Below are 24,770 nucleotides of genomic sequence, written 5' to 3' on the forward strand. Positions count from 1 at the left end.
GTGTAGCCGTAGCATCATGATCTCAAATTTTGGTGGTTCTTCATTTTTAATTCCTCCCTAAGCGCGACGCCCAGTGTGCCCAAAGGTGATATAGGGTAGACAGATTCAGAACCCATAATATACGTACTTAGCTTTATGTGAATGCGGAAGTAAGTCTTAGGTATGAAATTTTTATAAATAAGTGTGTTTACGGTTACATTTTTTGAGTTTTTAATAAAGAATCATAGGAAATACCGTATTTTATCCGTCAAAAAGTAGTTTTAAATACCAAGCTTCAGTGGCAGACAACGTAACTGTTGTACCGATAAAGCGGTGCGGTAGTTACGTTTGTCCAAAAATTAAAAATTGCAACCAGGGGTACTAAACATGACTGAAGTACTTGTACAAAGCACGAACAAGAAGCAAGAACCTCCACAATTGCCGTTGTTTGTGGAAAATATTGACAGTTTTTGGCACCAAGAAATCAGACCCTTATTCACAGATGAGTCTCTAATTTTCAGAGTGAAAACTCTTAACGGAAAAGATGTCAAGTACGTCAACTTAGATAATGGAGCCACAACAACTCCCTTTGCAGCCCTTAAGCAGTACGTCGATGAGATGCTTGACTCCTACGGTAGCGTGCATCGAGGCTCTGGGCAAAAGTCTATCATCACGACACGAGAATATGACGCTAGCAGAGACATAATTCGGGACTTTGTCGGGTCATCTTCCCAGAACTATGTCATCTTTGCAAAGAACACGACAGAAGCAATTAATGGAGCTGCCACACTATGGGCAGCAAGACCTGGCAAAATCTTAGTCTCTGACATTGAACATTCTTCAAACTTGCTGCCTTGGGTAACTAAAGACCAAATTGTGCAATACAGAACCCAGCCAGACGGAAGTGTAAGGATCGCGGAAATTGAAGATATCTTCAAAGCACACCAAAATCTCCCCGAAGCTGAACAAATCAAGTTATTGACCATTACAGGTGCCTCAACAATTACAGGTTATAGACCCCCGATTTATGAAATCGCAGCTTTAGCACATCGGTATGGCGCCAAAATATTTGCTGACGTGTGTCAGTTAATTCAGCATGAGCGGGTAGATATGCGTGCAGATGATGACCCCTGTCATTTAGATTTTGTGGCTTTCTCTGGACACAAGATGTATGCCCCTTATGGAACCGGGGTTTTACTGGGACCGAAGGAGTTTTTTGATAGCTGCTACCCCTATCAAATCGGCGGTGGAAACCTGCCTTATATCACCAGAAACCTAGAAATCAAACGTTTTTATACAGAACGGGCGCATGATCCGGGAACACCGAACGCAATGGGTGCGATCGCCATAGCAAAAGCGATTCAAATCATAGAAGCGCTTGGACGTGAGCGAATTGCTGAGTACGAACACCATCTCGTTGAACTCACCTTCCAACGGCTTCAAGGTATTCCTGGTGTTAAAGTACATATCCCTGGAGATAATTTAGCCCATGTTATCCCCTTTGATATTAATGAGTTTGACGGCCGCTTGGTGGCAGAAATTTTAGCACAAGAATACGGGATTGGGCTTCGATCTGGGGCTTTCTGCACTTATGAATACATTCGCAAACTCAAGAATATTTCCGACGAGCAAGACAGCGAGATTGCCAGACAAGTAGATAGGGGTATTACCCGTAACATTCCTAGCATTATCCGGGCAAGCTTTGCTGTGTACAACACACTTGAAGACTGCGATCGCTTCATCGGCGCGATCGCGGAAATAGCCCAGAACGGCGTTAATCACTATTTACCCTACTACAAACAAGATCAGACAACTGGTATTTGGACTGTAATAGACAGGTAGGTAGTCTCACCCTTTTTAATACCATTTCACTTTAATTAGCCACTAACTTCTGATTTGTCTCAGATATTGGGCGAAATGGCATCAGGCATTGTCAGCTTCACGCTAAAACCTATATTTGTTGAGAATACCAGGTAGCAGAAGCATACTTTTAACCCTTTTGCTGCCTAAACATATTTAATTACAAGGGGGTAAAAGCTTGAGCGATAAAAACCTTTTTGATCAGGAGGATTACCTAAAGGCACGAGTTGATGAGTATATTTGGCAAAAAAGCAAAGATGCGGGTATTTCTCGCCAGCGCTTTCTGCAAATACTAGCCACTATGGTTGGAGCAACAGCTATTGGGGAGTTAGCTAGACCAGCACCGGCTCACAGCGGGGCAATGTCAAATGTGACTTCTGGCTTTAAACCCAAGAACAGCAACATACGTAAGCCACCGCCACCAGGGTATATCTCTCATAGCAAAGGCACATTAGAAATGAACTGGGAAGCGATGTATAAGCGTGGCTACATAGTGCCAAACGATTGGTTCTATGTTCACAACCGCAATGCACCGCCCCCTTTTGACCCATCTACTTGGCGTTTGCGGATTGAGGGAACTGGCGTTTCTGCCCCACGTGAATTTACTTACGATGAAATCGTTACCATGCCATCAATCTCAGTCACTTGCGCCATTGAGTGTGCTGCCAATGGTCGGCGCTTCTTTGAAGACGCTTACAACACACCACTTTCTGGAACGCGGTGGAGGTTAGGTGCTATTGGCGTAGCTGAGTGGACTGGTGTACCACTGAGCATATTGTTTGAGCGAGTTGGACTTAAATCTACTGCCAGAGATGTACTAGTTGAGGGAGCAGATTTAGATTCGCTGGACTCAAAGGGGACGAAGAAGTCCAAGTTTAGCAGTGTTGTTCCTATTACAAAGGCATTAGCAGATAACTCGCTCCTCGTCTACGCCATGAACGGAGAACCACTGCCTCCAGATCACGGTCAACCATGTCGTGTTTTATTTCCCGGTTGGGCAGGAAATGCCAATGTTAAGTGGATTGAACGGATTGAGGTTTCCCAAACACCGATATATACCCAGTGGGTAATGGAGCAGATGGTGCTGACTGGTGCTGATTACCCAGCTATTTCTCCGTATAAAGGCAAGCTGATTACATACCAAAATGTTAAGAGCGCCTTTGAATTGGCTTGGCCAGCTACGCTTTCTGCTGGAAACTACCTACTGCGCGGACGTTCTTGGTCTGGGAAAGGAAAGATTGTGCAAGTGGAAGTCAGCTTAGATGGCGGCAAAACCTGGCAATTTGCCCGATTGAGAGAACCAAATTTTCCCTTTGCATGGGTGAGGTGGGACATTGAATGGGATGTAGTGCCTGGGGAGTATTTTATCCAAGCTCGTGCTACTGACAACTTGGGCAACACACAACCGAGTATCTCTCCGTGGAATGATTTTGGATTGCTGTACGGAGGCGTTGTTAGTCATCCGGTGAAGGTACAAGGTTAGTCAGCCTCAATATCAAACTTAATTTCACAAAGACCTATTTATGACTGATTTTGGTTGGTTGATTTTAGTGACTGGGGGTCTAATATCTGGAGTCATAGCGGGACTTTTAGGAATAGGTGGCGGTATAATCACAATTCCTCTTTTAGTCACACTAGGTTACACACCTGTTCAAGCGATCGCTACTAGTAGCCTAGCTATTGTGATTACTTCAATTTCCGGAAGTTTACAGAATTGGTGGATGGGCTATTTTGACTTTAAACGAGTAATTTATTTAGGAATTCCAGCTTTCTTGACTACTGGAATAGGAGTCTATTTCGCCAATAAAATCCCCCCCCACATCATACTATTTACATTTGGACTAATACTACTCGCTAATATTTATTTGATAGACCTTCGCAAGCAACTGGCTTTTAAAGAAGAAGATAATACAGCACCAGCATTTAACCCATTGCTTGCTAAACTTGGCACTGGGGGAGCAGCAGGAATTTTAGCAGGCTTGTTTGGCTTAGGTGGGGGTACGATTATGGTGCCGCTGCAAATACTATTACTGGGAGAAGAAATTAAAGTAGCAATCCAGACAAGTCTAGGTGTGATTGTCATTACTGCGCTAGCTGCCTGCACAGGACATACATTAGAGGGAAATATTCTGTTTTCTCAAGGTATAGTTTTGGGATGTGGAGGTCTTTTTGGCGTTCAGATAAGTGCTCGCACATTGCCAAAACTAGCAGATTCTGTTATTAGCCTTGTGCTTCGCATTTTCTTAGGTATACTATCAATCTATATCTTTTGGGAAGCCTGGATAAATTATCAAAGCTCAATATAGGAAATCACGACGGTTCAGTTAAGAAGAATCGTAGTCAGGGTTAAGGGCAGCACAAGCCCAGCTAAAGAATACAGGTGTTATAGCAATCCTATTTGAGTTCATCTTATTTAGGATCGCTATAGGGTTCATTCCTCATATCAATTCCCTATAAGGTTGAAACAAATAAGATTCCCCCAACTTCCCTTGGAAAGCGGGGGCTAAGATCAATCATATCTATCAAGCTTTAAGAGAAATGGTATTACGCATTGACAAAAAATGGTAAATTTGATTATCGGTTTTATGTATTCAAAGTCCTATAGATTGTGCGTTAGGGAACGCACACTACGGCTTTGTTGCCTACCACAGTAATTATCAATAACGATAAATTGCTGCTGTTACACCGTTTGGTATCTCTTCTGGCTCAAGGGCGTAAACTTTGCCACCATTTAATAGCGTATGGATAGCGGCAAAATCTAACATATCTTGATCATCTGGTTCTGGTTCTCGGTGTAAGTCTACAGTCATTGTTTCTGGATTAAATTTACCCCAAATTTGCTGTCCTACTGGCACCAATAAAGAATCAATTCTTTGATAATAAGCAGCAGAAATAATTTCGTTGATATCTCTAGAGGCTCTACTATCACCCATTCCAGCTAGTTGCTGGTAAAGTGCGATCGCAGCTTCTTGGTCTTGGTGAAATAAAGGTTCGACAATTTGCCAAGTCTGATCACGCAATTCTTCCGAATTCAGCATTTCTGGACTACCAGTAATGCCATTTTCTAGCAAATTGAGATAAGTATTTGCCTCTTGGTAAATCGGGAACAAATACTCGACACCAGCTAATACCAAAGGCGATTTTTCTTCCCGCAATTTTTCATGTAATGCCGCATCAATAGCATGACAAAATTGCAGGATATGTTCTTGGTGTTTATCCCTATCAGGACTCCCTTGTCCGTGAAATTCACCAGGTTGTTGAAAAGGATTAGCGGTTCCTCCTTTGGATGTAGCGATTCGGTGCTGTACCCCTTTTTGGAAATCATCTTCTTGAAGAGCTTCTTCTAGACTCTTCGGCATTTTTTCTACCTCTACTTCATTGAGACTGTAGCGCGTTCCCTGAAAAAACCTGACATTTTTTTGACTCAAAGCCAAAATATAAAAATTTCCGTCATTGTGAATTAGAGGTAGTAGCGGCTTGAGGTGAAATTGCTCACTAACAACAACTAATTCTGGAAACTCAATCGGCAGACAATAGTAACGAAATACATTTTGAGATAGTAAAATTACTAACCCGTGGTCTTGGTGTTCCCAGAAATCGGTTGTATCAAGTTCCAAGGCTGGCTGGAGAAAATTTGCTGCCTCAGTGTGGTGAATCCCGATTGTATCCAAGCGTTCTTCAGCTTCACGGATTAAGTTTTTGAAGCGAATGGGATTTTGGCGAATCTCTGGCCCGGCTTTTTGCGTAGGCATATATAGAGAGACGCATGGGGGTTGGGGATTTTCTACTAAAGTTTTGAGTTCATCAATAGATAATAGTGCCATAAAATTAAATTCCGAACCACGTCAATTAAAGTTAAACAATCTATATTTATTTCAAATCCTGACGTGGTGAAGCTGCATCTTTCTTTTGATAAGAAATTACCCGCTGCATATTCCCTCCTTTAGATGGATTATGAGACGGGTATAGACATAGATTAATTGCTAATTTTGCAGCGGATAGTTATATAAGTTGGTATTTGGTCAAAAAATATTCAATTATCCAGCGTTCGGGGTGTGTGGATTAGCTTGCTGTGAATTAATACCTATACCATTCTGTGGTTGTCTCACAAAACCCAAAGTCACTCGTTTCATAATCCAGTACAAACTGGCAAGGACGACAAAGGTGACAGCGATAATTACCAAAGGTTGTTTACCAAGAATTTCCTCGACACCTTTAGTCAGCACGGCATCTGGTTGAGTAATAAAATCCCAACTATTAAAACGTAAAAACCGCCCCCAATAAATACCTACAGCAGAAAGAGCATGGGTAATTAACTCCATCCATAAAATCCATTGGCTTTTGCCGATGCGGTGTAAGTAGTAACCCCAATTTATTAAAGATATGACGTAAGCTTCAAATCCTGCCAGAATTACTAGCAGATAGACAGGAATTAGCACTAAGGTAATCACCCACACAGATTGGATTTGGCGAATGTCGTCTATCAGGTGGATTACATCAGTCAACAAATAAGGTGCATTTGGTAAAAAAGCGTAGAAAACTAGGAATCCTAGCCACCAAAGCCAAGAGCGGTTGCGTCTGATGCGAAACAGCCAAACACTCAAAACTAAAGGTATAAAAGCCAGAAATAGATTCCAGGTCATCCAATTCATATTAATTCGCAAGACCTGCACAACTCTGGCTATGAGTTCAATCAATTCTTCTTTCATAAATGCTTACTCGCAAGATGTGTGATTGATATGGCTTGGCTATTGGGTGTTAACCGAAACCTAGGAGCTTTCTGTTTTCTATGCTAAACAATGACTGTGGCTACTGCCAAATTTGTCAAGCAATTAGACTAATAATTTAAAATTTTCCCCGCCCTCAGGGTGGATATTCCCACAACTCACGTTAAGGCACTTACTCTACATGGCAATTTCGTCCCACCAGTTTTGTTACCATATTAATCAATGTCGTTAATTCAACTGGCTTAGAGGCATACATATTAAAGCCTGCGGCTAGCGCTTCTGTGGAATCTTCCTCTCTGGCATAGGCCGTTAAGGCAATAGCTGGAATCTGGCTTCCTTGTTCTGCTTCGAGGCGTCTCAGTCTGCGGATCAATGTATAACCATCTTCTGTGGGCATGCCAATATCACTAATTAATATATCTGGCGGGTATTGTTGAATTTTTGAGAGTGCCTGATCAACCGAATCAACCGCCGTTACCCTAGCCCCAGACTCTTCTAGGGCGATGGTGAGGAAATGTCTTGTATCAGGATCGTCATCCACAACCAGCACCAGCAAATTATCAAGGGGTAATGGATGGAGGAGTTTAGGAGAATTTGGCTCTAAGGTTGCCTCTGTTTGTTTGGTCAAGCTAGACTCTTCAACGGGTAGACTATCTTCTACATTTAAAAGGGGTAACTTCACAGTAAATGTCGCTCCCAGTCCTTCACCAGGACTGTCTGCATGGATGCTTCCCCCATGCAGTTCTACCAAATGACGAGCGATCGCTAGCCCTAGTCCCAATCCAGTTTGAGTTCTGGTTGTGCTGCCATCAGCTTGACGGAAGCGGTCAAAAACATATGCTAGAAAATCTGGTTTGATGCCAATACCTGTATCACTCACCTGGATCTGAGCGTAGCTTTGGGCTGTTTGTTGTGTTTCCGGATGACTTACAGCTGATAGCTTAATTTCTACTCGACCACCTTCGGCTGTGAACTTGATGGCATTAGTAAGTAAATTCCAGACAACTTGCTGCAAGCGGTCTGGATCACCTGAGACGAGAAAAGGTAAGCTTGGGGGGGCGAGGGAGACGGCGAAAGAGGAGGAAGATGGGGGTACCGAAGGAGTAAATTCTTCCTTGTCTTGTAGCGTTATTGTCTTCGGTTTTGCTGTGTCGGTGGAGACAATTAAAAAATTAAAGAGAATATTTTTAGCTTCAGCTTGAAGCCGGACAGTATCTACTGCTGCTTCAATCACAGAGACTAAGTTGATTGAGCAGAGATTCAAATATAACTTGCCGCGAATAATGCGTGAGACGTCCAAAATGTCTTCTATAAGTTGTTCTTGCAAAAGTGCATTGCGTTCAATTGTTTCTAAAGCGCGTGTAATGGCTTTGGGATCTAATTTGCGATTGCGGAGTAGTTTAGACCAACCTAGTATTGAGTTTAGGGGTGTGCGGAGTTCGTGAGAAAGGGTAGCTAAAAACTCATCCTTCATCCGGTTTGCTGCTTTTGCCTCTTTGAGTGCTGCTTGCTCACGGATCAATTTAGTGCGTTCTTCTTCAGCTTGCTGGCGATCGCTAATGTCTTCTATTGTGCCCACATAACTCACAACTTCCCCTTGATCAGAAAACATCGGTGATGAGCGTAAACTTACCCAACGCAAAATTCCTGCTGGCGTCAGTATCCGAAATTCACGGGAGTATTCCCTACCTTCGCGGATGCAGATAAACCACTCGGCAAGTGCTTGTGGTTGGTCTTCTGGATAAAGTGATTGCCACCAATCCGCTGCTAAACTTTCCGTAGGATTGAGACCTAAAATACTTTGGTAGCGAGGATTTGTGTAAGTACAACGTCCTGCTATATCTGTTAAAAAAATTCCCACAGGTGAGCAAGCACTTAAAGAGCGAAACTGTTCTTCGCTTTTTCTCAGTTGGGCATTGACTGCCATTAGTTCAGCTGCTTGTCGTTCTACCTCCGCCGTTTTCTGAAACAAATCGACAAAGGCTGCTACCTTAGATCGCAATATTTCCGAGTCAAGTGGCTTGAACAGGTAGTCTACGGCTCCTAGAGAATACCCTTTAAACACCATTGAATCGCTAGTACTGAATGCTGTCAAGAAAATTATCGGGGTAAAGTGCGATCGCTCTCGCTGTCGAATTAGGGTTGCCGTTTCAAATCCATCCATATCTGGCATTTGAACGTCGAGTAAAATTACGGCAAAATCTTGACTGAGCAGGCATCTCAGAGCTTGGGCACCCGACGTCGCTCTGACTAGATTCTGACCAAGGCTCTGAAGGATCGCCTCTAAAGCCAGCAGATTTTCTGAGTGATCATCAACCAGTAGGATGTTTACTTTCGCGTCAAATGCCATAGAAGAGTTCTGTTTTCGGATAAGGGAAAACGCTGTTTAGCTTTTAGTATAAGCAAAGCTCGATTAATGTCCAACGAGATACGGGGAGTCGCGATCGCTGCCCACATTGTATGCTGGCATCACTGTGGGAGTACATCTGTGTAGATACTTTCTACCTTTAAGATGGACGATTACAACTATCTAAAGTTAGAAATTTCAACTAAGGCAGTCGGGAGTCAGAATCTGGATTGCTGCTGATTTCTAACGGACTACATCAGGATTTACCGATACAGGTAACCCCGCAAGAGTGAAAGTAACTGTTCGATATCTACGGGTTTGGTGATGTAATCTGATGCCCCGGCTTCAAGACACTTTTCGCGATCGCCGAGCATAGCTTTAGCGGTCAGTGCAATGATCGGCAAAGATTTAAATCGGGCATTTTCGCGAATTAGTTGCGTTGTTTCGTAACCATCCATTTCTGGCATCATCACATCCATCAACACGACATCAATATCTGGTGTATTTTCTAATACCCTAATGCCTTCTCTGCCGTTTTCAGCATATACAACCTGCATTTGATAGCGCTCCAGCATACTGGTAAGGGCGAAGATGTTGCGGATATCGTCGTCTACGATCAGCACTTTCTTGCTAGCGAGGGAGCAGTCTGTTGAGTGCAGTTGTTCCAGCAGTTGACGCTTGGGTTCAGGTAAATCTGCCTGAATGCGGTGCAGAACTAATGCTGTTTCATCGAGGAGACGTTCAGGAGTTCGCACGTCTTTGACGATGATTGTTTCCGCTATTCGCTTGAGTTCAGTTTCTTGGGCTGGGGAAATTTCCCTACTGGTGTAGACGATAATTGGTAAAGCTTCGCCGTTGGGGTCTTGCTTGATCTGCTCAATCAGTTCAAACCCGGTCATATCCGGTAGTCCTAAATCGAGGACAAGACAATCAAAAAGCTGAGTACGAATCGCTGCTAAAGCTGCTGCACCAGTGTCAACAGCAGTGATCGTCACATCGTTGCTGCCGATCAGCTCGATAATGCTCCGCCGCTGATGATCGTCGTCTTCGACTACGAGCAAATCTTTTACCCGCCGCTGAACAAAACCTTTAATTTTATTCAATGCCTCAGATACGGTCTCGCTAGTTACGGGTTTTTGCACATATGCGATCGCTCCCAGTTCTAAACTGCGTTGTCGTCCTTCTTCAACTGTCATGATGTGTACGGGAATATGACGCGTGTTTGGGTCATGCTTCAAACGATCCAACACCGTCCAACCATCCATCTCTGGCAACCGCACATCCAGCAAAATCCCTGAAGGCTGGTATTCCTGTGCTAGGGTTAAACCGACTCTGCCGTTTTGAGCGGCTATCACCTTGAATCCTTTCTGCCGCGCTATATCGAGCAGAATCCGTGCAAAGTGAATATCATCCTCGACAATCAGTAGCACATGATCGCCTTCTTCAATAGCAGTGCGATCGTCATTCAGGACTGCTGCGGCAGAAGCATTACTGAGAAGTTCCGTTCTAGACTCATAACTCAGCATTCCCAGCTCAGAACTGAATTGCGGCAGATAGAAAGTAAACGTGCTACCTTGACCGGGACTACTAACAAGTTTAATTTCTCCGCCAAAGAGGCGGGCAATTTCGCGGCTAATTGACAAGCCCAATCCGGTGCCGCCATATTTACGACTGGTAGTGCCATCGGCTTGCTGAAACGCCTCGAAAATCACCTTTTGCTTGTCGGGGGCAATGCCAATCCCGGTATCCCTGACTGAGAAGCCGATAATTATCTGGGCGCGATTTAAAGTTTCCTGGTTGAGGCTCCACCCCTGCTTTGCTACTTCAATTCGCAAGTTTACCTCTCCACTCTCTGTAAATTTAAAAGCATTGGAGAGCAGATTTTTCAGGACTTGTTGTAAGCGTTTCGAGTCTGTATAGATAGTTCTAGGTAATTCAGGAGCCAATTCAATTGAGAAGGAGAGCTTCTTGTCTTGAGCTACTTGCCGGAAGGTACGCTCAATATGGTCGCCCAATTCTGTCAACAGCATCTGGGTCATGTTAATTGACATAGTCCCAGATTCGATTTTGGCCAGATCGAGAATGTCATTGATCAGCGCCAAAAGGTCAGTACCTGCTGAGTAAATTGTGCGGCTATACTCTACTTGCTTGCTGGTGAGATTGCTCTCGACGTTATCTGCTAACAGCCTAGCCAAAATCAACAAGCTGTTTAGCGGTGTCCGCAGTTCATGGGACATATTAGCGAGAAACTCAGACTTGTATTTTGACGAGAGTGCTAGTTGTTCGGCCTTTTCTTCTAAAGACCTTCTTGCATGTTCAATTTCTTGATTTTTGCGCTCGACTTCTTTTTTTTGCAGCGCTAACAAATCTGCCTTTTCTTCTAACTCGGCGTTGGTTTGTTGTAACTTATCTTGCTGTCCCTTTAATAAATCCTCAGAGGTTTTGAGTGATTGGGCTTGTTGTTCTAAGCGCTTGTTGGTTTCTCTGAGTTCGCTTTGCTGGGTTTGCAGTTCCTCTGCCAAAGACTGGGACTGCTTGAGCAGTTCTTCAGTCCGCATCGAAGCCGCGATCGTATTCAAGACGATCGCGATACTTTCGGTGAGTTGATCGAAGAATGTCAAATGAATCTCGCTAAAGCGGCGGAAAGAAGCTAATTCAATCACCGCTGTCACTTGTCCTTCAAATAGCACAGGTAACACTACGGCATTGAGTGGGGTTGATTCTCCTAAACCAGAACCGATTTTCACATAATCACTCGGTACTTCCGTCAGCAGAATTCGCTCTTTTTCCAAAGCGCATTGTCCGACTAGTCCTTCACCCAAGTAGAAGCGGTTAGCCAGATGCTTACGTTCGCGGTAAGCGTAGCTACTAAGCAGTTTGAGATATACCGAATTGTCTCCACTGTCCATTAAGTAGAATACGCCTTGTTGCGCTCCCACCAGCGGTGCCAATTCCGAAAGAATTAGTTTGGATACGGTTTCCAAGTCTCGCTGACCTTGCAGCATCCGGGTAAACTTGGCTAGGTTAGTTTTTAACCAATCTTGTTCGGTGTTTTTCTGGGTTGTTTCCCGCAGGTTGGCAATCATCTGGTTGATGTTGTCTTTAAGGATTGCCACTTCACCTAGGGTCTCAACAGCAATCGAGCGGGTTAAATCACCCTTCGTCACAGCGGTAGCCACTTCTGCGATCGCTCTTAACTGAGTAGTGAGAGTGGCAGCGAGTTCGTTAACGTTATCTGTCAAATCTTTCCAAGTCCCAGCAGCCCCAGGCACTCTGGCTTGACCGCCCAACTTACCTTCAATGCCCACTTCCCTGGCTACTGTTGTCACTTGATTAGCAAAGGTGGCTAGGGTATCAATCATCTCGTTGATTGTCTCTGCCAAGGTTTCAATTTCTCCCTTGGCATCCAGCATCAGTTTCCGTTTCAAGTCACCATTAGCAACCGCTGTTACAACTCTGGCGATACCGCGCACTTGTGCCGTCAAGTTCCCCGCCATCGAGTTCACGTTGTCGGTCAAATCTTTCCAAGTGCCGGCGACACCTTGCACTTGCGCTTGACCGCCCAATTTCCCCTCAGTTCCCACTTCCCGCGCCACCCGCGTTACTTCCGATGCAAAGGAACTAAGTTGATCCACCATTGTGTTGATGGTGTCTTTCAACTCCAAAATTTCGCCTTTAACATCAACGGTAATTTTCTTAGAGAGGTCGCCATTCGCCACCGCTTTGGTAACTTCGGCAATGTTCCGCACCTGTGCCGTCAAGTTCCCCGCCATCGAGTTCACGTTGTCGGTTAAATCTTTCCAGGTGCCAGCAACTCCCCTAACATAAGCTTGCACACCCAACTTACCTTCAGTTCCCACTTCCCGCGCTACCCGCGTTACTTCCGATGCAAAGGAATTCAGCTGATCCACCATTGTGTTAATGGTATTTTTCAACTCCAGAATTTCGCCTTTAACATCAACGGTGATTTTTTTGGAAAGGTCGCCGTTAGCTACTGCTGTGGTGACTTCGGCAATGTTCCGGACTTGTGCCGTTAAGCTGCCCGCCATGAAGTTCACGCTGTCGGTGAGATCCTTCCAAGTACCTGCCACCCCCTTAACTTCTGCTTGCACACCCAACTTACCTTCGGTTCCCACTTCCCGCGCCACCCGCGTTACTTCCGATGCAAAGGAATTCAGTTGATCCACCATCGTGTTGACAGTGTTCTTCAACTCTAAAATTTCGCCTTTGACATCAACTGAGATTTTCTTGGAAAGGTCGCCGTTGGCTACGGCTGTGGTGACTGCGGCAATATTCCGCACTTGGGCTGTTAAGCTGCCCGCCATAAAATTCACGCTGTCGGTGAGATCCTTCCAAGTGCCAGCAACGCCCCGGACATCCGCTTGTACGCCTAGCTTGCCTTCACTGCCCACTTCCCGCGCCACCCGCGTCACTTCTGAGGCAAAGGAACTGAGTTGATCCACCATGATATTAATGGTGTTTTTCAACTCCAGAATTTCGCCTTTAACGGCAACAGTGATTTTTTTGGAAAGGTCACCGCTAGCGATCGCAGTTGCCACCTCAGCAATATTTCGCACCTGCCCCGTGAGGTTACCTGCCATTAAGTTCACGTTATCGGTCAAGTCCTTCCAGGTACCCGCTACCCCCTGGACTTCTGCTTGCACACCCAGCTTACCTTCAGTTCCCACTTCCCGCGCCACCCGCGTTACTTCCGATGCAAAGGAATTCAGCTGATCCACCATTGTGTTAATGGTATTTTTCAACTCCAGAATTTCGCCTTTGACATCAACGGTGATTTTTTTGGAAAGGTCGCCGGTGGCTACGGCTGTGGTCACTTCGGCAATATTTCGCACTTGTGCCGTCAAGCTGCCCGCCATGAAATTTACGCTGTCGGTCAAGTCCTTCCAAGTGCCTGCCACGCCCCGGACATCTGCTTGTACGCCCAGCTTCCCTTCACTTCCGACTTCCCGCGCCACCCTTGTTACTTCTGATGCAAAGGAATTAAGTTGATCCACCATTGTGTTGATCGTGTTTTTCAACTCCAGAATTTCGCCTTTGACATCAACGGTGATTTTTTTGGAAAGGTCGCCGGTGGCTACGGCTGTGGTCACTTCGGCAATATTCCGCACTTGTGCCGTTAAGCTGCCCGCCATGAAGTTCACGCTGTCGGTCAAGTCCTTCCAAGTGCCAGCAACGCCCTTAACATCTGCTTGCACTCCCAGCTTGCCTTCACTGCCCACTTCCCGCGCCACCCTTGTTACTTCCGATGCAAAGGAACTGAGTTGATCCACCATGATATTAATGGTGTTCTTTAACTCGAAAATTTCGCCTCTCACATCGACGGTGATTTTTTTGGAAAGGTCGCCATTAGCGATCGCAGTTGCCACCTCGGCAATGTTTCGCACCTGCCCCGTGAGATTACCTGCCATTAAGTTCACGTTATCGGTTAAGTCTTTCCAGGTACCCGCTACCCCCCTGACTTCCGCTTGCACACCCAGCTTACCTTCTGTTCCCACCTCCCGCGCCACCCGCGTCACTTCCGATGCAAAGGAGTTCAGCTGATCTACCATCGTGTTAATGGTATTTTTCAGTTCTAAAATTTCGCCTTTGACATCGACGGTGATTTTTTTGGAAAGGTCGCCGTTAGCTACTGCTGTGGTCACTTCGGCAATATTTCGCACTTGTGCCGTCAAGCTTCCCGCCATGAAATTGACACTATCGGTTAAGTCTTTCCAGGTACCCGCTACCCCCCGAACTTCCGCTTGACCACCCAACTTTCCTTCTGCACCCACCTCACGGGCAACCCGCGTCACTTCCGATGCAAAGGAATTGAGTTGATCCACCATGATGTTAACGGTGTTTTTCAACTCCAAAATTTCGCCTTTGACATTAACAGTAATTTTTTTGGAGAGGTCGCCGTTCGCTACTGCCGTCGTCACTTCCGCAATATTCCGGACTTGGGCTGTAAGATTACCTGCCATTAAGTTCACGTTGTCTGTCAAGTCTTTCCAAGTACCAGCGACGCCGCGCACTTCTGCTTGGACGCCCAACTTCCCTTCAGTGCCCACTTCACGAGCAACTCGCGTCACTTCCGATGCAAAAGAGTTTAGCTGATCCACCATCGTGTTGACGGTGTTTTTTAGTTCGAGAATTTCGCCTTTAACGTTGACAGTAATTTTTTTGGAAAGGTCACCATTGGCGATCGCTGTTGCTACCTCAGCAATGTTGCGAACTTGTCCGGTGAGATTACCCGCCATCAAGTTAACGTTGTCGGTCAAGTCCTTCCAAGTGCCAGCGACTCCCTTAACTTCTGCTTGCACACCCAGCTTGCCTTCGGTTCCCACTTCCCTAGCAACTCGTGTCACTTCTGAGGCAAAGGAACCAAGGCGATCTACCATTGTGTTAACGATATTGGCAGTTTGGAGAAACTCTCCTTGGAGACGTCTGCCGTCAATTTCTGTCGCGATCGTTTGGGATAGATCGCCGTTGGCTACAGACCTGATCACACGAGTAGTTTCGGCTGTTGGCTGCACTAAATCTGTAATTAGAGTATTGACAGAATTCACACAATCTGACCAAGAACCGCGAATATTTCCTAAAGAGGCACGTTCGGCGATCTTGCCTTCTTTGCCAACAACATTGCCAATCCGCTGTAGCTCTGTAGCCATGCGCTCATTCTGGTCAATAATATCGTTGAGCGTATCGGCTATTTTCCCTGCCAGTCCAGTTTGGTCTATGGGCATCCGAACAGAAAAATCACCTTGTTTAACAGCAGTCAGCGTTGTCAGGAGCTGTTTTAAATCTAGATTATCGCTATCTCTAGTTAACTGTTCGGTTGCCATAGCCTAATCCTTTAGAAGTTTTTGTGTGTTTGATGAATCCCCTGGCTAGAAGCTGGGAGATGATTAATTAGTAGTCTGGCTACAGTACTGATTAAGCTGATTACTTAGACCATCAGACTTCTTACCAGTAGTTTTAGCTGCTGCTAGTGCTGAGTCTATTTCTGCTCTAGCACTTTGGATTTTTTCTCTACCTGCTGGTGAGGCTTCTGCTGTCTTCGCTGTACCAAGGGCCTTAGCCGCAATGGCGATCGCTTGACTGAGATGATCAAATACTTTGACAAAACTGCTTTGAAATTCTTGGAGCTTGGGATCTGTGATCTTCAGTTCCCTAATCGATTTGTTAACAGTCTCTAAATCCTTAGACAGTTGCAAGCTGGTTGTTACCTGCTTTCCTTTATTTGTATCAATTAAAGAAGTGCCTTCATTCACCACCTTAACCAGGCGCTGACACTGGGAGACTTTGCTCTCACTGCAACCAGTAACCAACAAAGCGATACTCAGGCTCACAGGAGCAATAACAATATACTTAGATATAACTAACATCCAAACCCCAACAGCAGTAAAACCCAAATAATATTAACCAATATTTAACTAGTTTCGATCTGACTTTAACCAATTAGAAACTTCAATCAAATTACCGTCTGGATCGCGTAGGTAAATAGATACAATGTCTCCTGTAGGAACTGTTTTCGCCACTGGTGCTTCTAAAAATACAGCATTTTATAAGTAAATCAAGTACACATTTTAATCTTATAAGTCTTGTGGGGTAAGCCGATTTGCCCGCCTTTGTCTACCTCACTCAGATGAAATGTGTTGGATCTCAAATATTTGGTACCTGTTGGAGGGTCTTTTTGTCATCCCCCTAGGGGATAATTTATTTTGTGGATGACTCTAGAGCAAAAAAAAAGCGGAAGGTATCTTTCCGCTCTCTCTGGCAGAATTACCAATCTATCGGCAAACCTAACTGGTCTAAAGTATTTCCATCTTGCAAAAGTGGTTGAATATCGCCGTCTATTTGAATTTGACCACCAGACAATACTAAAGCACGTTGGGTAACTCTACCTAGCCAATGTAGGTCATGGGAAGCAATGAGGATCACCTGCACGGACAACTTTAATAATACTTGCGCCAAATGTCGCCGCCATGCTGGATCAAGTCCGTTAGTTGGCTCATCTAAAATCAGGATTGCCGGATCTAGGGCGAGAATCGCGGCTAGGGCGGCTAGGCGTCTTTGTCCCCCTGAAAGTTCGTGGGCAGAACGGTGGGCGTAAGCTTCTAGACCAAAATCAGCTAACAATTGCCGCGCCCGATCAATTGCCACTGCTGGTGGCACACCGTAGTTACGAGGGCCAAATGTGACGTCTTCCAAGATGGTAGGCATAAACAGTTGGTCGTTGGCATCTTGGAAAGCAAAGCCGATGTGCTGCCGGATTTGGGGCAGGGTTTTTGGTGCCACCTTGATGCCATTAATCCAAATTTCCCCGGTACGTGGTTGTTTTAAACCGATCAGGGTTTCCAGCAAGGTGCTTTTTCCTGATCCTGTTGCACCCATTAAAGCGACGCGATCGCCTCTCTTCAAGGTAAAGGAAATTTCTTTTAATACCGGCTCTTGCTGGGAATAGGCATACACCAAGTTTTGCACCTCAACCACAGCAGTGCAGGGGTGAGAGAGGGAATTTTGGGGATTAGAAGTTAAGGATGTCAAGATTCACCACTCAAAATTCAAAGTTAAATTTTAACGAAACTCTGAAAATAAGAGCTTACGGTTAAACAAGTGGCGATCGCCCCAGCTATTAACAAAACCAAACGCTCTTTTGGTCTAATGGTCGAATCTACGGGTAATTCACCGTTGTAACCACGAGCAATCATCGCGGTGTAAACACGCTCTGCCCTGTCCAAACTGCGGAGGTATAGGGCACCAATCATGGCAGCACTAGCGTAGCGTAGCCATCCCCCCGTACCATTTAAACCTCGTAATTGAGCGCTGCGTTGCATGCGCGTGACTTCTGAGAGCAAAATTTCTAAATATTGCCCAGCTAATAGCAAATTTTCTTTTAATGGCCCTGGTACTGGTAAACCTTTGAGAGCAATGCCAAAACTGTGAGGAGGTAAAGTTAACAAAAAACTATTCATCGCAATTAGACAAATTAGCGATCGCACTAGCAAAAAACTAGCTCGCTCCCATCCCAAAGGTAAAGCCACCAATGAGAGAAAAATCAATTCCGTACCGATTAATCCCCCCAGTTGGCGAATAGAGACGCGCAGTAGCCAGGCCCAAAAAAGTGCGATCGCACCATACACAGCTAAATTAGACCAAGCATAATGCTTTAACAACGCTGCCCCAATCACAATCACTAAAGACAGATGCAAGCGTAACGGCAAAGAAATTTTAAGCATTCTTCGGTTTCATCACTTTGGCAATCCCAAAAGCAACAGCAAAGCACACCGTCGCCCCTATCAGCCCAGCAATGCTAGTACCAATCTCGCCCAAACCCTGAATCCCATAATCAGCTAACGGCGTGGGCACAATTACCCGCACTTCCTCGGCTAACTTAATAAAGCCTAAGTTTTCCGCCACCCTTTCCAAGCCGTCAGGCCATGCCGAAGCGAACAGCGACAGCACACCGGCAACTAGAATAATGCTGACGACAGGCACCAACCAGCCACGAAACTGCTGCTGCTCTCCTGGTAACAAATCTGGTCGTGCTGTGGCTAAGTAAGTCAGCACACCACCAGTAATCAACCCTTCCCCAATACCAATTAGCAGATGTACACCAGCCATAGTTGCTAAAACTATGTTGACTGGTGCTGTACCAGAAAGGGCTAACTCTAGGGCACAAGCAACGGATGCTACTACCACACTAACGCCAGCCGCAATACCTGCCGCCAGCGGTAACCGCCCTCTAGCTCCCCCAAACAGCCGTTGTAAGGTTTGGGTTAACACCCAGCCAACCCAAACCCCAACTACTGCCATGTTTAAAATATTCGCTCCCAAAGCTGTAATGCCACCATCGGCAAATAGTACAGCTTGAATAATTAACACTGTGGCAATGCACAACATCCCCGCCCAAGGGCTACCCAAGACGATCGCTGCTAGGGTACCTCCCAACAAGTGACCGCTGGTGCCGCCGGCTACCGGAAAATTGACCATCTGCGCGGCAAATATAAAGGCGGTGGTTAAACCCAGTACGGGGGCGCGACGAATCCCAAAAGCTTCTTGCGATCGCCTAAATGCAATTAATAATGCTGCCACACTCGCTAAACCAGTAGCTGCTGCCACCGGCACCGAAACAAATCCATCAGGAATATGCATGATCTCCCCCTGTATTTCATGTGTTTCTTCACACAAAATTAAGTTACAAAACTACGGCATCAAATTAATAACAAACAAGAATTCCCCCTTTTAAGCAATGCCCTATTGGGGGATTTCCTAGTGTTACTGAGGGTGGCTTGGCAATAAAATATACGTTAAGACAATATACCTATTTTCTTAAATATTAATTTTTGTTAATTTTATTTTAAGATTAGCGCTAAACGTGAAATGAGCATTGGCGGACACAGAACCCCGACTTCTCAAAGAAGTTGGGGATCTAATTGCTCACGAAATACAGGATTAAACAAATAAATTATGCTCAATCCTAGTCATGAAATAGATTCAATATTTTCTGCCGCAATTTTTTTAAACCAGGTTCTTCTCCAGACAGTTCTTCAGAAAATAACATCTCATATATCAATGGCACACCAAGCTGCAACGCTTCGAGAACCTCACGTTGGCTAAATACCTCTTGGGGGGTTCCCTCTAATATTAATCTTCCCCTATCCATCACAAAAATCCAATCTGCCCAGCGATAAACTAAATCAAGGTCATGGGTTGCCATTAATATTGTTGTGCCATCGTCATGAATCTTTTTCAGAGTTGCCATCAGGTTACGGGTATGCAGCCGATCTAAATACGCCGTAGGTTCATCTAGCAACAGTAGTTCTGGTTTTAACACCATTACATCAGCGATAGAAACTCGTTTTTTTTGCCCTAAACTGAGATGATGTACTGGTCTTTGAGCTAATTCATTTAACCCAAATTCTCTTAAACCTTGCTCAACTCGCTGTTGAATTTCTGCTACAGGTAATCCCAAATTGCACAAGCCATAAGAAATATCTTCTTCAACAGTAGAGGCTACCAGTTGTTGCTCTGGATCTTGAAAGACTAACCCGACATTTTGGCGTAATTGCATCAAGGATTTGCGGTCATATTGTAGAGGCTTACCTTGCCAATAAATACTTCCTTTTTGGGGTCTATACAAACCATTAGCCAATAAAAATAATGTGGTTTTGCCACAACCATTTTGACCGATTAATGCACATTTTTTATGAGCAGGAATCTTCAATATTAAATTATTTAAAGCTGATTGTTGTGAACCTGAATAGGTGTAATTTACCTGTTCAAATTCGAGTAAACATTGCTGCATTATCATACCGTTTTAATCAAAGCTTTGAAGGAAGAGCTATCAGAACAATTGCCAAAATTTTTCAAAATGCCACTGACAAAAAAGACATTTTTTCTTCCAATATTATTAATATGGCACATCCGAAAATTGCTTCGACGGCATACCGCTTAGATAAATGATAGCGATGGGGATGCCAAACCTGAAATTCCCCATTGAAGCCCCGTGAGGCTAAAGTCAAGGAAACTTGACGATAATTTTCTAGAGTGCGCTTGAGTAATTGTCCAATTAACAGAGATAAACTTTTCATCGCTATCTTAAAAGTGCGGTAGCCACCACGAGATTGTTGGGCAGTCCATAACTCAGATGCTGTGTTTAATAAAACGAAAATAAAGCGGTACATCAGCAATAAAAGGTCTGTTAACAATATTGGCAACCCGAAGCGACGTAGGGTTTGTAAAAGCTCGGCAAAGGGGATAGTTAGCATCACAAAGTATAAGCAGGAAAGAGAGGCAAGCGCTCGCGTTAAAATTGTCCATCCCTGCTCAATTCCATGCCTACTGATGTATACATAATAATAGCCAATAGTCAACCCTGTTACTGAGTCAGTTTGCGCTAAATGCAGGTGAGCAAGGTCTACGCCATTGATCACTAAAGCTGGTAAGCTTGTTAACCAAAATAGAGCGGCAATATAAACTAATTTCACATAAATTTTGGCGGGAATACCAGCATAAATGACCGTCCAAATACTTATCCAGATAGCAATGAGAATTTGCACTAGGGGATGGACAAAGGCTGTGATGATTAGCAGCGCGATCGCAAATAGTAGTTTCTGTTCTGGCGCCAACCACCGCAGCCGATTGGTGTAAGCCAGGGTGTCAATCTGAAGGTTCATGATTTTTTCGCTGTTCAGTACGCCCTTTGGACAAACCCATGAAATACCCCAGCGCTCCCGCACCTAAAGCCGCCTGAGCAGCAAATAAAAAGGTTTGCACTTCGCAACTAGGCACTTGCATCAGTGGTTGAAACCAAGGTTGATATCCAGGTTTTACTTCTGTAACAGCTTTGGTCGCTCTATCATCCGCGCCGAGAAATTCAGCGTTACGGGCGATTATTAAGGGTGAAACTGCCAAAAAGACTACTCCTGCTATTAAAAACCAGTTGCTTAACCCTTTTTTAGATTGATTCATTGGTTTGAGGTTCCCGTTTGATTAATTTTAGTATTTCCAGTTCTGGAGCAGTGTAGGACTGTAGCCAGTTCCACACCAACACAGTCAGCAATCCTTCACTAATTGCTAGAGGAATTTGTGTAATTGCAAAAATACCCGCAAATTTGGCGAATGAAGCGATAAAACCACCAACAGGTGCCGGAAAAGCTAGGGCGAGTTGCACTGAAGTAATCACGTAAGTCAGTAAATCGCCCAAGGCTGCGGCGAAGAAAATCGCGATTTTTTGCTTACCACTAAAGCGCATGATTAGCTGATATATCCAGTAAGCGGCAAAGGGCCCAGCGATCGCCATTGAAAAAACATTAGCCCCCAAAGTCGTCAAACCACCATGGGCTAATAGCAGCGCTTGAAACAACAGCACTAGACTTCCCAACACCGACATAGCTAACGGCCCAAATAGCACTGCTCCTAACCCTGTGCCTGTAGGATGAGCGCAACTACCTGTAACCGAAGGCATTTTCAGCGCCGATAACACAAAGGTAAAAGCTCCCGACAATGCTAGGAGTAACTTGAGTTCTGGGTTGGTTTGGGTAATGCGAGTTAGCGATCGCAATCCTAAAACAAAAAACGGTAACGCCACCACCCACCAAAAAACCGCCCAACTTGGTGGTAAGTAGCCTTCCATAATGTGCATGGCATAAGCTGGTGAAGAGGCGCTAACAATAATGTAAAAGCTCAGAACCCCAATTAAGATTAGGGATGCACGTTTTGATTTGAAAATATTTCTCGACACACTTTAGCCCTCGCAGCTGTAATTCAAGGACTTAGTTTAGATCAGCCCACACCCAGACAGACAATTAGACGTTAAAAATTAAAAATTCCCTAGGAAACGCACAAAACCTTACCAACACACAGACAGTAGTTTTCCTGGTATTCAGGATTATTGACAATAATTCTTAAGTCCTATAGGATACATAGAAGCAATTGTAAATAATTGCAACATTCTGTTTGCGCTTACCGAAATTAATTTCATGCCCAACTACTTTACTGAAAGTAAAGAAAACCTTTTGAACCGTCGGCAATTGCTGAAGCTGGGACTAGCCGGCGCGGGTGTGGCGGGTGCAGCTACACTTTGGCAGATGCTAAATGTCAAAAATAAATCAATAGTCAGAGTACCACCGATGGAGATGGTAACTTCTAACGAAGTTGCCAAACCTATGCAAGTACTACGCGACTTTGATTACGGGACGCTGAAGCAAGAAAATGGCCGGACTATCCGAGAATTTCAGTTAACAGCGGATACTTCCATAATTCAGCTCAACAGTGCCGTCTCTTATAATATCTGGGATTTAAATGGCCGCATCCCAGGGCCAACGCTACGGGCAAAACAAGGCGAAAGGGTGCGGGTACTATTTCTCAACCGGGCGGGACATTCCCATTCTCTACATTTTCATGGTGTTCATCCGGCAGAAATGGATGGGATACGCCCAATTGGTAATAATAAAGCGACAATTTATGAATTTGACGCTGAACCCTATGGCGTTCACTTGTATCACTGCCATATTGAACCCGTCACCCGCCACATCGCTAAGGGTTTGTACGGTATGTTTATCATCGATCCACCCCAACCGCGCCCCCCGGCTGATGAGATTGTGTTAGTGATGTCTGGCTATGACGTGAATGATGATGGACATAATGAATATTACGCCTTTAATGGTCTGCCGCATCACTACATGCATCATCCTGTCCAGATTTACCAAGATCAATTGATTCGGCTGTATGTACTGAACATCATTGAATACGAGACGGCTGTAACTTTTCACCTCCACGCCAACTTCTTTGATGTTTATCGTTCAGGAATGAGTATGACTCCCAGCGAGAAAACCGATGTTCTAACGATGGGTATAGCAGAAAGACATATTTTGGAATTTGCCTTTCGCTATCCGGGTAAGTATATGTTTCATCCCCATCAAGATGCGATCGCCGAAAATGGATGCATGGGTCAATTTGAAGTCCTCGCCAAAAACGACTCAACAAAACCTGTGAACAAATCCTGACAAAACTTTTTAATTAACTTCCCAAGATAGCAAGTCCCAGGAATAAGATTAATTTTTTCAATTTTTTTGAGAAAACTTATTAAATTCTGCTGAATAATTTAGCGACTAGTTGATAAAAAGTGTCATTATATGCGAGAGTAAAATCTATGACATAGGGTCAAACCTAAATGCTACTAATAAATTGCAATTTTGCAATTTAGACATTCTAAGTATAAAAGGAGTAAAAATGTTAAAATTTCGCCATCTCTGTTTAGCTGTCGCTAGTACGGCAATAGTTACCCTGAGCGCCTGTAACAGTACGCCCACCACAGAAAATTCAACCGCGCCAAGTGCTAGCTCTAGCCCCCAAACTACAGAAACAGTTAGTCAAAACAGTCACAGCGGTCATGGTGGCAAGGCGAAAATTAACATTAATACTGCTATCTTGTCGCAGTTAGATAAATTTGAAGCCAAGTTAGGCGTGCCGGCGCTATCGAACAAAATTCAGGCGAATCGTCCCTACGCCAGTCCGGAAGATTTAGTTAGCAAAAAAGTCATTACTCAAGAACAGTTTGACCAAATTAAAGAAGCGGTGACTATTCAGGAAGTAGTGCTTACAGGTGAAGCTAAAGATATTGACTACATGACTAAATTGGCATTGATGAAAGGGCATCTGTTTGTAGCAAAAGAACTTCTAGATTTAAATCAGCCAAAACAAGCAGAACCTCATATTGGACATCCAGTTGAGGAGATTTATGTTGATGTTGAAGACCAGCTAAATGAGCGCAAAGTCAAAGAATTCAAGACAAGTTTGGTGAGTTTACAAGATTTAGTCAAATCTAATCCCAAGAATGCCAAACTGAAAACTGATTTCACTGCTTCCATGCAATCAATTGATCAAGCGATCGCCGCTTTACCAGCCCCTCAACGCTCAAAACCGGGATTTGTGCTACAGGTGATTAGTGGGTTACTAGATGCAGCCAACTCAGAATACGGCGCAGCGATCGCCAATGGCAAAGTGGCTGCACCCATTGAGTATCAAGACTCTCGTGGCTTTGTCATCTACGCCAATGAGTTATACAAAGGGATTTCTAGCCAAGTTGCTCAAGGAAATCCGGAAGCGGACAAAGCGATCGCCACTAATCTTGCTGAACTGCTCAAAGTTTGGCCAGCCGCCATCCCACCCGCGCAAGCAGTCAAAACCCCTGCTGATGTTACCAAACTGGTGACAACCATTGAGCAAAACTCTCAAAAAGTGATTGATCAATCCAACACTCAGGCACAAAAATAGCAGCCTAGTACTATTGGAAACCCAGAATGGGCAGTTTAAAATAAGTAATAAGAGCGGAAATAGCTAAAAGTTAAGAG

The 24,770-nt window shown here is 44.6% G+C and carries 17 protein-coding genes; 5 read left to right on the forward strand and 12 right to left on the reverse strand.

The genetic code is table 11. From position 1 onward, the window contains the following. The first annotated feature begins 366 nt into the window (after positions 1-366). The 3 genes from CYLST_RS18000 to CYLST_RS18010 all read left to right on the forward strand — a co-directional run bounded on the left by CYLST_RS18000 (position 367) and on the right by CYLST_RS18010 (position 4,145). Positions 367-1,821, forward strand: coding sequence for an aminotransferase class V-fold PLP-dependent enzyme (locus CYLST_RS18000; protein ID WP_015209151.1), 1,455 nt, complete (start codon positions 367-369; stop codon positions 1,819-1,821). 196 nt (positions 1,822-2,017) lie between these two features. Next, the gene (locus CYLST_RS18005) at positions 2,018-3,322 is read left to right on the forward strand and encodes a sulfite oxidase (protein ID WP_015209152.1); all 1,305 of its coding nucleotides are present in this window, start codon (positions 2,018-2,020) and stop codon (positions 3,320-3,322) included. A 40-nt stretch (positions 3,323-3,362) separates the two neighbouring features. After that, positions 3,363-4,145, forward strand: a complete 783-nt coding sequence (locus tag CYLST_RS18010; protein WP_015209153.1) for a sulfite exporter TauE/SafE family protein — start codon at positions 3,363-3,365, stop codon at positions 4,143-4,145. Between the two features lie 351 nt (positions 4,146-4,496). On the opposite strand, the gene CYLST_RS18015 is transcribed toward CYLST_RS18010, so the two are convergent. The 12 genes from CYLST_RS18015 to CYLST_RS18070 all read right to left on the reverse strand — a co-directional run bounded on the left by CYLST_RS18015 (position 4,497) and on the right by CYLST_RS18070 (position 22,060). After that, positions 4,497-5,663 carry a baeRF7 domain-containing protein gene (locus CYLST_RS18015; RefSeq protein ID WP_015209154.1) on the reverse strand — a complete coding sequence of 389 codons (1,167 nt, stop codon included), beginning with the start codon at positions 5,661-5,663 and terminating at the stop codon, positions 4,497-4,499. A gap of 213 nt (positions 5,664-5,876) precedes the next feature. Further along, positions 5,877-6,548, reverse strand: a complete 672-nt coding sequence (locus CYLST_RS18020; RefSeq protein ID WP_015209155.1) for a DUF1361 domain-containing protein — start codon at positions 6,546-6,548, stop codon at positions 5,877-5,879. Between the two features lie 190 nt (positions 6,549-6,738). Beyond that, positions 6,739-8,916: a response regulator gene (locus CYLST_RS18025; protein ID WP_015209156.1), complete on the reverse strand. Its 2,178-nt coding sequence runs from the start codon at positions 8,914-8,916 to the stop codon at positions 6,739-6,741. Between the two features lie 260 nt (positions 8,917-9,176). Further along, positions 9,177-15,755, reverse strand: coding sequence for a HAMP domain-containing protein (locus CYLST_RS18030; RefSeq protein WP_015209157.1), 6,579 nt, complete (start codon positions 15,753-15,755; stop codon positions 9,177-9,179). A gap of 63 nt (positions 15,756-15,818) precedes the next feature. Further along, a complete protein-coding gene (locus CYLST_RS18035) occupies positions 15,819-16,298 on the reverse strand; it encodes a hypothetical protein (protein ID WP_015209158.1) in 480 nt (159 codons plus the stop codon). 397 nt (positions 16,299-16,695) lie between these two features. Next, the gene (locus CYLST_RS18040) at positions 16,696-17,460 is read right to left on the reverse strand and encodes an energy-coupling factor ABC transporter ATP-binding protein (RefSeq protein WP_015209159.1); all 765 of its coding nucleotides are present in this window, start codon (positions 17,458-17,460) and stop codon (positions 16,696-16,698) included. 23 nt (positions 17,461-17,483) lie between these two features. Continuing rightward, entirely contained in the window at positions 17,484-18,152 is a 669-nt protein-coding gene (locus tag CYLST_RS18045; protein ID WP_015209160.1) for an energy-coupling factor transporter transmembrane component T family protein, read from the reverse strand. Further along, positions 18,145-19,068, reverse strand: coding sequence for an energy-coupling factor ABC transporter permease (locus CYLST_RS18050; RefSeq protein WP_015209161.1), 924 nt, complete (start codon positions 19,066-19,068; stop codon positions 18,145-18,147). The genes CYLST_RS18045 and CYLST_RS18050 overlap by 8 nt, the downstream gene beginning before the upstream one ends. A 325-nt stretch (positions 19,069-19,393) precedes the next feature. After that, positions 19,394-20,221: an energy-coupling factor ABC transporter ATP-binding protein gene (locus CYLST_RS18055; protein WP_015209162.1), complete on the reverse strand. Its 828-nt coding sequence runs from the start codon at positions 20,219-20,221 to the stop codon at positions 19,394-19,396. 61 nt (positions 20,222-20,282) lie between these two features. Beyond that, positions 20,283-21,092: a cobalt ECF transporter T component CbiQ gene (gene cbiQ / locus CYLST_RS18060; protein ID WP_015209163.1), complete on the reverse strand. Its 810-nt coding sequence runs from the start codon at positions 21,090-21,092 to the stop codon at positions 20,283-20,285. Next, positions 21,076-21,387: an energy-coupling factor ABC transporter substrate-binding protein gene (locus CYLST_RS18065; RefSeq protein WP_015209164.1), complete on the reverse strand. Its 312-nt coding sequence runs from the start codon at positions 21,385-21,387 to the stop codon at positions 21,076-21,078. The genes cbiQ and CYLST_RS18065 overlap by 17 nt, the downstream gene beginning before the upstream one ends. Beyond that, positions 21,374-22,060 (reverse strand): energy-coupling factor ABC transporter permease, encoded by a 687-nt coding sequence (locus tag CYLST_RS18070; RefSeq protein ID WP_041233720.1) that lies wholly within the window; start codon positions 22,058-22,060, stop codon positions 21,374-21,376. The genes CYLST_RS18065 and CYLST_RS18070 overlap by 14 nt, the downstream gene beginning before the upstream one ends. Positions 22,061-22,397: 337 nt before the next feature. On the opposite strand from CYLST_RS18070, the gene CYLST_RS18075 reads away from it, so the two are divergent. After that, positions 22,398-23,423 carry a multicopper oxidase domain-containing protein gene (locus tag CYLST_RS18075; RefSeq protein WP_015209166.1) on the forward strand — a complete coding sequence of 342 codons (1,026 nt, stop codon included), beginning with the start codon at positions 22,398-22,400 and terminating at the stop codon, positions 23,421-23,423. 226 nt (positions 23,424-23,649) lie between these two features. Continuing rightward, entirely contained in the window at positions 23,650-24,693 is a 1,044-nt protein-coding gene (locus CYLST_RS18080; RefSeq protein ID WP_015209167.1) for a ComEA family DNA-binding protein, read from the forward strand. The last annotated feature ends 77 nt before the right edge of the window (positions 24,694-24,770 follow it).

Source organism: Cylindrospermum stagnale PCC 7417 (genome assembly GCF_000317535.1).
In the GTDB taxonomy this organism is placed as follows: domain Bacteria; phylum Cyanobacteriota; class Cyanobacteriia; order Cyanobacteriales; family Nostocaceae; genus Cylindrospermum; species Cylindrospermum stagnale.

Bases quoted from the DNA above. Each gene is read 5' to 3' on its own strand.
- CYLST_RS18000 (WP_015209151.1), top strand. From the start codon at position 367: ATGACTGAAGTACTTGTACAAAGCACGAACAAGAAGCAAGAACCTCCA.
- CYLST_RS18010 (WP_015209153.1), top strand. From the start codon at position 3,363: ATGACTGATTTTGGTTGGTTGATTTTAGTGACTGGGGGTCTAATATCT.
- CYLST_RS18015 (WP_015209154.1), bottom strand. From the start codon at position 5,663: ATGGCACTATTATCTATTGATGAACTCAAAACTTTAGTAGAAAATCCC.
- CYLST_RS18020 (WP_015209155.1), bottom strand. From the start codon at position 6,548: ATGAAAGAAGAATTGATTGAACTCATAGCCAGAGTTGTGCAGGTCTTG.
- CYLST_RS18025 (WP_015209156.1), bottom strand. From the start codon at position 8,916: ATGGCATTTGACGCGAAAGTAAACATCCTACTGGTTGATGATCACTCA.
- CYLST_RS18030 (WP_015209157.1), bottom strand. From the start codon at position 15,755: ATGGCAACCGAACAGTTAACTAGAGATAGCGATAATCTAGATTTAAAA.
- CYLST_RS18035 (WP_015209158.1), bottom strand. From the start codon at position 16,298: ATGTTAGTTATATCTAAGTATATTGTTATTGCTCCTGTGAGCCTGAGT.
- CYLST_RS18045 (WP_015209160.1), bottom strand. From the start codon at position 18,152: ATGCTTAAAATTTCTTTGCCGTTACGCTTGCATCTGTCTTTAGTGATT.
- CYLST_RS18050 (WP_015209161.1), bottom strand. From the start codon at position 19,068: ATGCATATTCCTGATGGATTTGTTTCGGTGCCGGTGGCAGCAGCTACT.
- CYLST_RS18055 (WP_015209162.1), bottom strand. From the start codon at position 20,221: ATGCAGCAATGTTTACTCGAATTTGAACAGGTAAATTACACCTATTCA.
- cbiQ (WP_015209163.1), bottom strand. From the start codon at position 21,092: ATGAACCTTCAGATTGACACCCTGGCTTACACCAATCGGCTGCGGTGG.
- CYLST_RS18065 (WP_015209164.1), bottom strand. From the start codon at position 21,387: ATGAATCAATCTAAAAAAGGGTTAAGCAACTGGTTTTTAATAGCAGGA.
- CYLST_RS18070 (WP_041233720.1), bottom strand. From the start codon at position 22,060: ATGCACATTATGGAAGGCTACTTACCACCAAGTTGGGCGGTTTTTTGG.
- CYLST_RS18075 (WP_015209166.1), top strand. From the start codon at position 22,398: ATGCCCAACTACTTTACTGAAAGTAAAGAAAACCTTTTGAACCGTCGG.
- CYLST_RS18080 (WP_015209167.1), top strand. From the start codon at position 23,650: ATGTTAAAATTTCGCCATCTCTGTTTAGCTGTCGCTAGTACGGCAATA.